Consider the following 12492-nt stretch of genomic DNA (forward strand, 5'->3'; position numbering starts at 1 on the left):
CTGTGCTTGGCTTGGAGAGGATTGTACGCGTTTCGCAGTCGCTCTCAACGCCAGCATTACCAAGGTTTTCGTTGATCGCACCAAGGTGGAATGAGTGTTCGGCTCTCGCACATTTTGCGAGATGGGAGTGTCGTGGGTTGAGGCAGATGTGGAATAGAAGTCCTTTTGAAACAACAAAAGGGACAGCCGAAGCTGTCCCGCTTTGTTGAGTCAAACCATGGTTGATCGAAGAGTCAATAACTGAAAGCTAACCGGCTTTTTCCAGGACCACGGGAAGCGTAATGTCGCGGCTCGCCACCATCTCTTCGGTGATGAGGAGTTCCTTGACGCGCTTGTTGCCGGGGACGTGGTACATGAGGTCGAGCATGAGCTCTTCGAGGATCATGCGCAGGCCGCGGGCTCCTACCTTGCGCAGCAGCGCTTCGCCGGCGATGGCGCGGACGGCTTCGTCGGTCCAGGTGACCTTGACGCCTTCGTAGTCGAAGAGCCGAGCGTACTGCTTGAGGATGGCGTTGCGGGGGCGGGTGAGGATGTCGATCAGCGCGGCTTCGTCGAGCTCATCGAGGATACCGAGGACCGGGAGGCGACCGACGAACTCGGGAATGAGGCCGTACTTGAGGAGATCCTGGGGCTCAGCCTGGCGGAGCAGCTCCGAGTCGCGCTGGGCGCGGATCGGGGTGGCGATATCGTCCTTGGGATTGGCCTGAGTCTTGAAGCCGAGAGTCTTCTTGCCGATGCGGCGGGCGATGACCTTCTCGAGGCCGACGAAGGCGCCACCGCAGATGAAGAGGATGTTCGTCGTATCGACGAGCGTGAACTCCTGGTGCGGATGCTTGCGTCCGCCTTGCGGCGGGACGTTGGCGACGGTGCCTTCGAGGAGCTTGAGCAGCGCCTGCTGCACGCCTTCGCCGGAGACATCGCGGGTGATCGAGGGGTTCTCGTCCTTGCGGCCGATCTTGTCGATCTCGTCGATGTAGATGATGCCGGTCTGGGCGCGGGTGACGTCACCGTCGGCAGCCTGGAGGAGCTTGAGGATGATGTTCTCGACGTCCTCGCCGACATAGCCGGCTTCGGTGAGGGTCGTGGCGTCGACGATGGCGAAGGGGACATCGAGCATCTTGGCCAGGGTCTGGGCCAGGAGGGTCTTGCCCGAGCCGGTGGGGCCTACGAGCAGGATGTTCGACTTCTGCAGTTCGACGTCATTGCCGCGCGTCCGGTTCATCTGGATGCGCTTGTAGTGGTTATAGACGGCGACGGCGAGTTTCTTCTTGGTCATGTCCTGACCAATGACGTACTCGTCGAGGAAGGCACGAACTTCCGCAGGCTTGGGAAGGTGCTGGGGCGTTCCGGTGGTGGGCTGGTCCTGCTTGTCGTCCTCGAGGATCGAGTTGCAGACGCCCACGCACTCGTCACAGATGTAAGCGCGGGGATAGTCGGACGGGGAAGAGATGAGTTTCGCCACAGCGTCCTGCGACTTGTGGCAGAACGAGCAGCGCAGCGTCTCTTCCGGGCCCCGGGAGGTCTTCATATGCGGTTTAAAACTCCTTCTGGAGCACTTTCCCTGTTCGTGGGCATTTCGAGCATTGGTGCGGTGGCGTTTTCATCTGGGAAAACGCCGAAGCTCGTGTGACATTTACAGGGAATCTGCCCTAACGGCGAAGCCACCTGCCGCCGCGCAACTGGATCAGTTTACACCTTCGTCAAGAAGGGGGACTGTACGGAAGTGGCATGCGGGTAAGCAAAACGGTACGGTTGGCGAACTCGGTTCGGGTTATCCACAGCGGCTTGGGCGGGTCTGCGGAGCCGGCAAAAAACAATGCCCGGCCTGATGGCCGGGCATTGTTTTTGCTGATCGCTTCGGAGAGGAAGCAGGTTTCTCCACTACGCGGGACGATGAAACCGTCCCGCTCCGGTCGAAATGACACATCTTTGGTGGTGGGGAATATGTCGAGACAACCCAGGTCTGCTGCTTCGACTAGCTGCGGGGGCGATCGATGATGTCGTCGATGATGCCGTACTCCTTGGACTGGGGCGCGGTCATGATGAAGTCGCGTTCGACATCGCGCTCGATGCGATCGAGCGGCTGGCCTGTATTCAGCGCCATCAATTTGTTCGTCAATTCCCTGATGCGCAGGATCTCGCGGGCATGGATGTCGATGTCCGTGGCCTGGCCCTGGAGTCCGCCCATGGAGGGCTGATGGATGAGGATCCGCGAGTTGGGCAGAGCGAAGCGCTTGCCTTTCTTGCCGGCCATGAGCAGAAACGCGCCCATGGAGGCTGCCTGGCCGATGCAGAACGTGACCACATCGTTCTTGATGTAGTTCATGGTGTCGTAGATGGCGAGGCCGGCGGAGATGGAGCCGCCGGGGGAGTTGATGTAGAGCTGGATGTCCTTTTCCGGGTCCTCGCCGGAGAGGAAGAGCAACTGCGCGATGATGAGGTTCGCGATGTTGTCGTCGATCGGCGTTCCCAGGAAGATGATGTTGTCGCGCAGCAGACGGCTGTAGATGTCATAGGAGCGCTCGCCCCGGCTCGTCTGCTCGAGCACCATCGGAATTAGTCCCATTGTTCTCCTCGTTTCCTGGTGGTTCAGGTTCTTGGTACGTTCAGATCCCAGTATTCCAGCTTCCAGTCGCCAGCGTGATGCCTGCCGCGAGGTTGTTGATTCTCAGGATAGGGCGCGGGGTGCTGTGGAATTGTGGGGGGAATCTCTGCGGGTAGCCCGGGGCTGAAGCCCGCACTTTTTGCTGTGTGTACCGCGGGCTGAAGCCCGCTGCTACTCCAAGTTGTGAGTTCAAACGAAGACCCGGGCCCATTGGGACCCGGGTTCGTGGTGGAGATTACTTAGCCAGCTTCTCGTAGAGGGCCTGACCGGCCTTTTCGCGGCGGATCTGGTCCTTCATGCGGGCGAGGGAGCCATCTTCCTGCATGCGCTTGCGGAGGGGATCGAGCGGCTCGCGGGACTGGAGGGAGAGCATGAGCAGCTCGCGCTCGAACTCGTCGTCGGAGACGTCGATGTTCTCGACCTGGGCGATCTTGTCGAGGATCAGCGAGGCCTTGACCTCGTTGATGGCCTGATCGCGGTTGGCCTCGCGAAGGCGGCCGAAGTCGAGCTGACGCATGGCATCGGCGCTCATGCCCTGCTGGGCGAGGGCGCGGAGGCCGCGCTCGAGGCGTGCGTCAATCTGCTGCTGGACGAAGGTCTCGGGCACGGGGAAGTTGAACTTGGCGATGACGTCGTCGAGCATCTTGTCGCGGGCCTGGGCCTCGAGATTGTCCTTCTTGCGATCGGCGGCGCGCTCGCGGAGCTTGGTCTCGAACTCGGACCAGGTCTCGTAGTTGCCAAGGGTCTTGGCGAACTCGTCGTCGCGGTCGGGGAAGGTCTTGCTCTTGATGGCCTTGACGGTGACGTCGTAGGCGACGGTCTTGCCGGCGAGACGGGGATCGCCAAACTCAGCGGGGTAGGAGGCTTCGAACTCGAGCTCCTGGCCGACCTTGGCCCCGTTGAGAGCGGCGGTGAAGGCGGGCAGGGTGTTCTTGCCGCCGACCTGGATCACGACGTCTTCGCCGGTGATGGGCTGCTCGGTGGTGGCGGACTCGAGACCGTCTTCGCCAACAACCTGGGCGGCGTCCCGTATCTTGCCGGTGAAGGTGATCTCGGCCCAATCGCCTTCGGCGAGGGGGCGATCTTCTTCGACGGGCTCGACGGTGGCGTGGTGCTCGAGGACGTTGTCGAGCTCGGCCTGGAACTCTTCCTCGGTGAGGGTGGTGTCGGGCTTCTCGATGGTGACGCTGTCGTAGCCGTCGACGGAGAACTCCGGCAGGACCTCGAAGCTGGCCGTGAACTTGAGGGGCTGGCCCTCGAAGAGGATGAGTTCGGAGACCTGGGGTTGGGAGACGGGCTGGAGGCTCTGGGCCTCGAGCGCCTGGCGGAACTTGTCGCTGACGAGGGACTCGAGGACTTCCTGGCGGACGTCGCGGGCGAAGCGCGACTTGATGAGCGACTCGGGCACCTTGCCGGCGCGGAAGCCGGGGATGCGCGCCATCTTCGCGTACTTCTTGACGACGGTTCGGAAGGCTTTGTCGACTTCGGACGCGGGGGCCTCGACTTCGATGGAGCGGGTCAGCTCGGGATTGAGCGTGGGGCCGTGCTGGTGATGCTCGTGATCGTGGCCGGTGTGGTCATGATCATGGCCAGCGTGATCATGATCGTGGCTCTCCGCGAGTGTGGAGGTCTCAGAGGCAGGAGTCAGGGTCTCTTCGTGAGTATCTGCAGGGGTCAAGGTGCAATCGCCTTCCAGGGGGAAATTCGTGTCGGCAGGGATATGTCTCGGAGAGGGCGCGGGCTGGATGGGCGCTTCAGCGCCGCCCGGCGCATGTGGGAAACAACATTGCCAGGTTCAAGGATACGAGCGTGCGCGGCGGGGGTCAATCCGGGCGGGGGTGGTTGTGTAGAACGTTGCGGGCCGACGGCGGGATGTAGGGAAGAGCAAGAACGTACGAGCTGTCGAGGGGCGAGGTCTTCAGGGCTTGAGGGACGAGGGCAAAGTTCCTTGCGGCCTGAAGACCGTCGGCCACCGACAGCCTGGGGCTCAGGGGGTCTGCCGGGTGTTGCCGCCTGCGGCTCCGCCGGGAGGGACAGTGTTGGAGATCTCGAGGCGCAGCTTCCAGAGCATGCTGGCGCCGGGGGCCAAGGTGACCAGGCCGCTGTCGTCCGGGGCCTGCCACTGGGATCCGGTGGGATCGTCGCCGTTGGTCTCCGGCTGGATGACGATCCAGGGCTTTCCGGAGGGCGCCTCGACGTGCAAGCGGCTGATGGATGCGGAAAGCGGGACGAGGCGCAGGGTGTAGTTGTAGCCGGGGTCGCGAAGCATCGCGATGGGGCCATCGGCGAGGCCGGCCTGCAGGAGATCGGTGTAGGTGGCGTCGATATCGCGGCCGCCGAGCGGCGTGCCGGCGGCGCGGGAGAAGTCCATGCCGGTGTCGGAGGCAGTGCGAGTCTTGCCGGTGGGCGCGCCGGTGTGGGGATCGGTGGCGCTGAGGGTGGTCGAAGGGATGGTGAGCGTGGCCGAGGCACGGTCGCCGCTGGGGATGGCGAGGTGAGGCTTCCAGCCGATGCCCATGGGGACGGGCTTCGAGCCGGTGTTGGTCGCCTTCACGGTCATGTCCAGCGTGTGGCCGGTCATCTCGATGCTGTATTCCACGTCGACGGTGGAGGGCCAGGCGCCGGCGAAGTCGCCGCCATGGAGCGTGGCCTGGAGGGCTTGTCCGTCAGGCAGCACGGAGGTCTTGACGGCTTCGACGGCGCGGTCGAGGACGAGGCCCTGAATGGATTGTGCGGCGCCTTCGCCGTTTGCGGGAACGGTGAGAGTATGTCCCTGCCAGGCGACCTGGACGGTGCCGGGCTGAATGCCTGGGTGTCCGAGGAGACGGCCGGCCCAGGGGAGGAGAAAGGCTCCGGCGGTGGTGGCGCCAAGAGCGCCGTGCGCATCGGCACCGGTGCCGGTCCACTGATTGAGAGCGTCGGCCAGGGTGGGGGCTGCGAGCAGTGGCACTTCGCCGTGGCCGGGGATGGAGGCGGTGATCTGGAGGACCTCCAGGCCGCGGCCGGGAAGCAGGGTCGCGGAGAGGAACTCCGGCTGCGTGCCGATGGTGGTGGCGGTCCGGGTGAGGCGGATGGCGTCCTGACCGCCAGGAGCGTTGAAGGACTCCGAGACAGTCGGCGTGGGAGCGACTACAGCGTCAGTGATGTGGTGGAAGTGGCCGTGGCCGCGCTCATAGGAGGCGATCAGCAGGGCGACGCACACCAGCCCGATGATGCCGGGTGTCACGTACCCGGAGTTGGATAACCGGCGTGTCCGGGGGCCAGCGGCCTCCCAGTGTTGCTCGTCGGGACGCGGTGCTTCCCCGTTCATGTGTTTCTGCTCTCCTGGCCTGAATGAGACTTCTCCAGCGTCGCAGGGCTCGCCCGGTGGGGCCGCTGCGGACTTTCGAAGAAAAGGCCCAAAGGCAACGGTATCATCAACACTGCATGGAGCGTTACCGGAAGGACAAAGCGAAGCCGGCAACGGTACCGCAAGCGGAGGTCGGAGGGGGCAATGGAAAGCGCGCCGCAGCGGCCGGGAACCGGGGGCAGGCGGGGCTTCACGTCCTGACAGAGCTGCAGGCCACCATTGCAGGCTGCGAGCGGTGTGTCCGGCTGCGGGAGTACTGCACACGGATCGGCGAGACGAAGCGTCGGGCATACCTGGATCAGGAGTACTGGGCGCGGCCGGTGCCGGGATTCGGCGATCACAACGCGCGGATCCTCATCCTGGGTCTGGCGCCGGGAGCGCATGGAGCGAACCGCACGGGACGACCGTTCACGGGCGATGGGTCGGGGGATTTCATGTATCCCGTGCTGCATGATTTAGGGCTGGCGACGAAGCCGAAGGCGACCTCGCGGGACGACGGGTTGAAGCTGCGCAAGGCGTGGATCGGGTCGGTGGTGCGGTGCGCTCCGCCGGGAGACAAGCCGACACCGGAGGAGATCCGGAACTGCTCGGCGCACCTTACGGCGGAGGTGGATGCTTTGAAGAAGGTGCGGGTGGTGGTGTGCCTGGGCAAGATTGCGTGGGATGGGTATCTTGCGCACCTGGTGAATACGGGGATTATTGCGCGGCGGTCGGCGTATACCTTCGGCCACGGGGCGGAGTACGAGCTGCCGAACGGGTTGACGTTGGTCGGGAGCTATCATCCGTCGCTGCGCAATACGCTGACGGGGAAGCTGAACCGGACGATGTTCGAGAAAGTGTTTGTGCGGGCGATGGAACTGGCAGGAATTGCGTAGGACACACAACTCAAGTGCGTGGTGTCGAATCTTATTACGAGCGGGATTCGTCTCCACAACGCGAAACGCATTCATGGAGGGTTGCACGATGAAGAATCGAGAGTTTTGGATTGCCCTGGGGCTTGGCGCTATCGCGGGTGGGATCGCGGCGCTGCTCTATGCTCCGCAGACGGGCGCGGCGACGCGCAAGCAGATTCGCCGCAAAGCCGAGGATGTGTCCGAGTCGATTGAGGACGCGGCGGACTACCTGAAGGACCAGGCGGAGAAGCTCGCCAAGGAGACACAGAAGTTTATCGAGGTCAGCAAAGGGCGGTTCGACGATGCGCTGGATTCGGCTGGAGATGTGGTGAAGTCAGCCACGAAGACGGCCAAGGGCCTCAGCAAGCTGGTGTAGCTTTGGGGCGTTGCCCCCCGCCTAAAACGCTTAGGTCTGGCAGAGGGAACTGCCGATCGTTTTACCTAAAAAATCCCTGAGAAGGCAGACTTGGCCCGCGACTCGTGATGAGTTGCGGGCCTCTGTTTTTCTGGTGGTCAGCGGGGCTCGGGCGGTCCTACGGTGACGACGAAGTACTTGCAGACGGTGTCGCCGGCGTTGGCTACCCAATGCTGGTCGCCGGCGCAGCAGAGGCCTACGTCGCCGGCGTTCATGCGGCGGGTGACACCGTTGGTCATGAGATCGCAGGTTCCTTCGCGGACGAGCCAGATCTCGTTGTGGAGGTGCGTGCCGATGGCTTCGTGGGGCGTGCCGGGCTGCTGCTCGGTCTCGTGCATCTCGATCTGGATGTTGCTGGCGGGGAGCATGCCGGCGAGGAAGCGGTGGGCCTTGCGGCCTCCGGAGCCGGTGGTGGGGCCGGGAGGGTAGACGCCGGAGGTGAGCGTGGGCAGCGATGGCTTGGCTGCGGGTGCGGGAGTGGAAGTCTGCTGTGCTTGAGCTTCAGGAGACAAGGCTGCGAGAAGGGCAGGGAGCAGCGTGGCGAAGGTGCGGCGATCGAGTTCGGGCATCAGTTCCTCCGAAATGAAGATACGAGATGCGAGATACGAGAGGCGAGGAAATGCAGGTCTCTCCACTCCGCTCCGGTCGAGGTGACACCTCCCTGAAGGCCCGAGCCGACAACCCGTCGGTTGCCGGGGCCTACCGTCTAGATCGAGTTCTCTGGAAACCCACGTCTCTTCGAGATATGGGGCACCCGGCGGCTGTTTTGCTGAGTGGGGGTAGCGGTGGTTTGTGTTCTGTAGAGCTATGAGGAGATCAGCTGTGAGCTACGAGGAAAGACGTATGCCTGAAGATTTGGGAGTAGACACGACGAAGCCCCGGCCATCGGCCGGGGCTTCGTCGTGAAGAGGAGTTACTGGTTACACCACGTTGAGGGCTAGACCACGCTGAGGGCCAGGCCGGCGGCTTTTTCTTCGCCTTCCTGGGTGACGGGGCGGTAGTGGAGCGTGTTGTTGTCGAGGTAGACCTCGAGGAACGCGGGGCGCTCGGCGATCTGGCCTGCGATAAGCGCTTCCGAGAGTGGGTCCTCGATGTAGCGTTGCAGCGCGCGGCGCAGCGGACGGGCGCCGTAGTTGCGGTCGACGATGGTCTTCTCGAGGATCCAGCGCTTGGCGTCGTCCTGCACGCTGATCGTGATCGCCTTGTGCACCAGGTTGGTGTTGAGGGATTGCACGAGGAGCTCGAGGATCTGCATGAGGTCGCTGTCGCTGAGGGCGGTGAACACGATGGTTTCGTCGAGGCGGTTGATGAACTCGGGGTTGAAGGTCTTCTTCACCTCGCTCATCACCATCTCCTGCATCTTCTCGAGCACGACCTCATCCTTGCTCGACTGGAAGCCGAGTGACTCGCGCTTCATCAGGTGCTTGGCGCCGATGTTCGAGGTCATGATGATGATGGTGTTCTTGAAGTCGACCGTGTTGCCGAGGCCGTCGGTCAGCTGGCCATCTTCGAAGACCTGAAGCATCAGGTTGAAGACGTCCGGATGAGCCTTTTCGACCTCGTCGAGCAGCACGACCGAGTACGGATTACGCTTGACGCGCTCGGTGAGTTGGCCGCCCTCCTCATAGCCCACGTAGCCCGGAGGCGAACCGATGAGCTTGGAGACGGAGTGCTTCTCCATGAACTCCGACATGTCGAAGCGAATGAGGGCTTTCTCGCTGCCGAAGAGGAACTGCGCGAGCGTGCGAGCGACTTCGGTTTTGCCGACGCCGGTGGGACCGAGGAAGAGGAAGCTGCCAATGGGACGATTGGGGCTCTTGAGACCCGCACGGGAGCGGCGGATGGCGCGGGCCAGGGCCGAGATGGCCTTGTCCTGCGCGATGACGCGCTTGTGCAGCTCTTCCTCAACGCGGAGAAGCTTCTGGGTCTCTTCTTCCTTGATGGAGGTGATGGGAACGCCGGTCCAGCGCGAGACGACATCTTCGATGTCTTCGCGGGTGACGATGCCCGAGCAGCTCTCGTCGAGGTGGTACTTGTCGCGGAGGGCGCGCAGGTTTTCGCGCTCCTTGCGCTCCTCGTCGGAGTAGAAGCGAGCCTTCTCGAACTCGTGATTCGCGATGGCATTTTCCATGCGATGCACGATGAACTTGATGCGCTTCTGAACCTCGGTCAGCTCTTCGGGAAGCGTGGTCTGGCGCAGCTTGACGCGGGCACCGGCTTCGTCGATGAGATCGATTGCCTTGTCGGGAAGGAAGCGATCGGGGATGTAGCGGTTGGAGTGCGAGACGGAGAAGTGGATCGCGTCGTCGGTGTAGCTGACGGCGTGGAACTTCTCGTACTTCTCGCGGATGCCCATGATGATCTTGATGGCATCTTCTTCGTTGGGTGGCGGGACCTTGACGGCCTGGAAGCGGCGCTCGAGCGAGCGGTCCTTCTCAATGGACTTGCGGTACTCGGCCGGGGTGGTGGCTCCGATGCACTGGATCTCACCACGGCTGAGGGCCGGCTTGAGGATGTTGGCGGCGTCGAGCGAGCCTTCGGCCGAGCCAGCGCCGACGAGGGTGTGAAGCTCATCGATGAAGACGATGGAGTTTTGATTCTCCATGAGCTCCTTCATGATGGTCTTCAGGCGCTCTTCGAACTGGCCGCGGTACTTGGTTCCGGCGACGATCAGCGAGAGGTCTAGCGAGAGGACGCGCTTGTCGGCGAGGAACGAAGGGACTTCGCCGTCGGCGATCTTCTGCGCGAGGCCTTCGACGATAGCTGTCTTGCCGACACCGGGTTCGCCGATGAGGACGGGGTTGTTTTTGGTGCGGCGGCAGAGGATCTGGATGACGCGTTCGACCTCGAAGTCGCGGCCGACGAGGGGATCGAGCTGCCCGTCGGATGCGGCCTGGGTGAGATCGCGCGAGAACTCCGCCAGCATGGACTGCTCCTGCTGGTTGCCGCGCTGCTTGCCACCCTGTGCGGGTGCGGCGGGCTTTTCCTGGGTGGTGCGCTGCAGCTCCTCGCGAATGGTGGCGAGGCGCAGACCGCGCTCGGTCAGGATCTCCGCGGCGAAGCACTTCTCTTCGCGGAGCAGGCCGAGCAGGAGATGCTCCGTACCGATGTGCTTGTGGGAGAGACGCTCGGCTTCTTCGGCCGCGTAGGCGAGAACGCGCTTGCACTCGTTGGAGAGCGGGAGGTCGACTGAGGTGGAGACCTTCTCGCGGACCGTGGTGTGCTGCTCGATCTGCTTGCGGATGGATTCGACGGACGCGTGGGAGCGGAGAAAGCGATTGGTGAGGGCCTTGTCTTCACGGAGAAGACCCAGCAGGAGATGTTCGGTTTCAATGTAGGGCGAGCCGAACTGACTCGCCTCGTAGCGGGCGAAGAAGATGACCCGCCGCGCCTTTTCTGTATAGCGTTCGAACATACTCCCCCTTCGGACCGGAGCCCCGCGCATGGAGCGATGATGCTACTACTGCGAGGGCGCGGTCTGCGATGACGGTTGCCGTGGCCTGCCGCGGGCGATCGTCTGTCCGCGGAGTGAGGGACCTGGACCACCGGAAGCGATCGATTGTTCTGGCGTCCAGAGAGTTGGCCCTAGTGTATCCGCAGCTGCACCAAAAGCGTAGCGGCTGCGGGGCTTCCGACATCAGATGATTGGACGCCGCTGTGGGAAATCGGTTGCAAACCGCCAGGTGTTGAGCTAATGGGTCTATTGAGATAGGGCCGGTGACCCAATGTGGAACCAAAGCAGGCCGGGTGTAGCTCTTTCAGGGGTCAGGCTGGCTCGAGTCGTCCGGATTTGAGCCGCAATACCCGATCGCAACGCGCGGCGAAGTCAAGGTTGTGCGTGACGATGAGGCTGGCGAGGCCCTGCTCGCGGTGGAGCTCCTGGAGGAGCTCGAAGACCTGGGCGGAGGTGGTTCCGTCGAGATCGCCGGTGGGCTCGTCGGCCAGCAGGAGGCGGGGCTGGGTGATGAGGGCGCGGGCGATGGAGACGCGCTGCTGCTCGCCGCCGGAGAGCTCTCCGGCGCGATGATGGCCGCGGCCGGCGAGGCCGACGCGGGCCAGCCAGCTCTCGGCTTGCGGGAGGGCTCCGCTGCGGGAGATGTTGCGAGCGAGCAGCGGCATGGCGGCGTTCTCGGCGGCGGTGAACTCGGGCAGAAGATAGTGGAACTGCCAGACGTAGCCGATCTGGCGATTGCGGAAGGCCGACTGTTGGCGTGGGGAAAGGGCCGTCACCTCGGTCTCGCTGACGAAGACCTTGCCGGTGGTGGGGCGGTCGAGCGCGGCCATGAGGTGCAGGAGGGTGCTTTTGCCGGCACCGGACTGGCCGACGATGGCTACCATCTCGCCGGCGGCGACCTCGAGCGAGAGATTGCGGAAGAGTGTGAGGCCGGGCGCTCCGGAGGTGAGCGGAGGGTAGGTCTTCTCCAGAGAGTCGGCGCGGAGGATGGCGCTATTGATGGACGGATTCCTTGGCGGCTTCCAGACGTGCGAGGCGCTCGCGAACCTCGGTGTAGTCCACGATTCGCCCAAGGGCCGTCATCACCGTTTCATGGCGGTGTTCCGCGCGGCGGTCCACACCCTCAATCTGTTTCTCCAAAGCGTCAAGCCGGGCCTTGATCTCGCGCAATTCGGGAGCGAGAAAATCCTGCAGGACCTTCCGAGTATCGTCGATGGCGCCCATTTTTCCCCCTCAGCCCGATCGTAGCCCGATGATAGATGGCCGCGATCGGTATGACAATGCTACCCGACCTTCAGTGCCGGGGGCTTCCACTCGGCCCCGAAGGCGATGCCGAGGCGGTTCCAGGCGTTGATCTCGGCGATGGCGAAGGTGAGGTCGGCGAGGTCTTTGTCGCGGAAGAACTCGGAGACGGCGGCGAAGTCGGCATCGCTTGCACCGGCGGGCTGCAGGTTGGTGAGGACATCCGTCCAGGCGAGGGCGGCGCGCTCGCGTGGGGTGAAGGCGTCGGCGGTCTGCCAGTCGGCGACGGTATCCATGCTCTTGATGGCGTTGATGCGCGTGTCGGGCTCGTTGTGTTCCTTGAGCGCGGCGGTGTGGGCTCCGATGCAGAAGTGGCAGCCGTTGAGCGTGGAGGCTCGCAGGAAGATGAGCTCGAGCAGGACGGGCTCGAGAGCGGTGCCGGTGTTGAGGTAGTGGCCTAGCTCGGAGAGCTTGGCGTAGGCCTCGGGGGCGAGTTTGGTGTAGGGACGACGCATGGGGCTTTCGGTTCAGCGA

The 12492-nt window shown here is 63.3% G+C and carries 11 protein-coding genes; 2 read left to right on the top strand and 9 right to left on the bottom strand.

Annotated features, from left to right (window positions below; all coding sequences use genetic code 11):
• Positions 1-247: 247 nt before the first annotated feature.
• The 4 genes from clpX to AC5E6W_RS04035 all read right to left on the bottom strand — a co-directional run bounded on the left by clpX (position 248) and on the right by AC5E6W_RS04035 (position 5915).
• Complete coding sequence (clpX, locus tag AC5E6W_RS04020; RefSeq protein WP_491750975.1) at positions 248-1528, bottom strand: ATP-dependent Clp protease ATP-binding subunit ClpX; 1281 nt, start codon at positions 1526-1528, stop codon at positions 248-250.
• A gap of 447 nt (positions 1529-1975) precedes the next feature.
• Positions 1976-2593 (bottom strand): ATP-dependent Clp endopeptidase proteolytic subunit ClpP, encoded by a 618-nt coding sequence (gene clpP, locus AC5E6W_RS04025; protein ID WP_491751013.1) that lies wholly within the window; start codon positions 2591-2593, stop codon positions 1976-1978.
• A gap of 247 nt (positions 2594-2840) precedes the next feature.
• The gene (gene tig, locus AC5E6W_RS04030) at positions 2841-4283 is read right to left on the bottom strand and encodes a trigger factor (RefSeq protein ID WP_491750976.1); all 1443 of its coding nucleotides are present in this window, start codon (positions 4281-4283) and stop codon (positions 2841-2843) included.
• A gap of 309 nt (positions 4284-4592) precedes the next feature.
• On the bottom strand, positions 4593-5915 hold the full coding sequence (locus tag AC5E6W_RS04035; RefSeq protein ID WP_491750977.1) for a hypothetical protein: 1323 nt from the start codon (positions 5913-5915) through the stop codon (positions 4593-4595).
• Positions 5916-6031: 116 nt separating this feature from the next.
• Between AC5E6W_RS04035 and AC5E6W_RS04040 the strand changes: the two genes are divergently transcribed.
• Together AC5E6W_RS04040 and AC5E6W_RS04045 are read left to right on the top strand one after the other, a co-directional pair.
• Positions 6032-6829, top strand: coding sequence for a uracil-DNA glycosylase (locus AC5E6W_RS04040; RefSeq protein ID WP_491750978.1), 798 nt, complete (start codon positions 6032-6034; stop codon positions 6827-6829).
• Between the two features lie 88 nt (positions 6830-6917).
• A complete protein-coding gene (locus AC5E6W_RS04045; protein WP_491750979.1) occupies positions 6918-7223 on the top strand; it encodes a YtxH domain-containing protein in 306 nt (101 codons plus the stop codon).
• A 137-nt stretch (positions 7224-7360) separates the two neighbouring features.
• Here AC5E6W_RS04045 and AC5E6W_RS04050 read toward each other — a convergent pair whose 3' ends face one another.
• The 5 genes from AC5E6W_RS04050 to AC5E6W_RS04070 all read right to left on the bottom strand — a co-directional run bounded on the left by AC5E6W_RS04050 (position 7361) and on the right by AC5E6W_RS04070 (position 12473).
• Positions 7361-7831, bottom strand: coding sequence for a cupin domain-containing protein (locus tag AC5E6W_RS04050; RefSeq protein WP_491750980.1), 471 nt, complete (start codon positions 7829-7831; stop codon positions 7361-7363).
• Positions 7832-8199: 368 nt separating this feature from the next.
• Complete coding sequence (locus AC5E6W_RS04055; RefSeq protein WP_491750981.1) at positions 8200-10677, bottom strand: ATP-dependent Clp protease ATP-binding subunit; 2478 nt, start codon at positions 10675-10677, stop codon at positions 8200-8202.
• 350 nt (positions 10678-11027) lie between these two features.
• Entirely contained in the window at positions 11028-11789 is a 762-nt protein-coding gene (locus AC5E6W_RS04060; RefSeq protein WP_491750982.1) for an ABC transporter ATP-binding protein, read from the bottom strand.
• Positions 11710-11940 (bottom strand): hypothetical protein, encoded by a 231-nt coding sequence (locus tag AC5E6W_RS04065; RefSeq protein ID WP_491750983.1) that lies wholly within the window; start codon positions 11938-11940, stop codon positions 11710-11712. The genes AC5E6W_RS04060 and AC5E6W_RS04065 overlap by 80 nt, the downstream gene beginning before the upstream one ends.
• Positions 11941-11999: 59 nt before the next feature.
• Positions 12000-12473, bottom strand: coding sequence for a carboxymuconolactone decarboxylase family protein (locus tag AC5E6W_RS04070; RefSeq protein WP_491750984.1), 474 nt, complete (start codon positions 12471-12473; stop codon positions 12000-12002).
• Positions 12474-12492 lie beyond the last annotated feature (19 nt).

The organism is Bryocella sp., from assembly GCF_058498515.1.

Coding starts and splice junctions, on each gene's coding strand:
- AC5E6W_RS04035 (WP_491750977.1), bottom strand. CDS start 5,915: ATGAACGGGGAAGCACCGCGTCCCGACGAGCAACACTGGGAGGCCGCT.
- clpX (WP_491750975.1), bottom strand. CDS start 1,528: ATGAAGACCTCCCGGGGCCCGGAAGAGACGCTGCGCTGCTCGTTCTGC.
- AC5E6W_RS04055 (WP_491750981.1), bottom strand. CDS start 10,677: ATGTTCGAACGCTATACAGAAAAGGCGCGGCGGGTCATCTTCTTCGCC.
- AC5E6W_RS04065 (WP_491750983.1), bottom strand. CDS start 11,940: ATGGGCGCCATCGACGATACTCGGAAGGTCCTGCAGGATTTTCTCGCT.
- AC5E6W_RS04070 (WP_491750984.1), bottom strand. CDS start 12,473: ATGCGTCGTCCCTACACCAAACTCGCCCCCGAGGCCTACGCCAAGCTC.
- AC5E6W_RS04050 (WP_491750980.1), bottom strand. CDS start 7,831: ATGCCCGAACTCGATCGCCGCACCTTCGCCACGCTGCTCCCTGCCCTT.
- AC5E6W_RS04040 (WP_491750978.1), top strand. CDS start 6,032: ATGGAGCGTTACCGGAAGGACAAAGCGAAGCCGGCAACGGTACCGCAA.
- AC5E6W_RS04045 (WP_491750979.1), top strand. CDS start 6,918: ATGAAGAATCGAGAGTTTTGGATTGCCCTGGGGCTTGGCGCTATCGCG.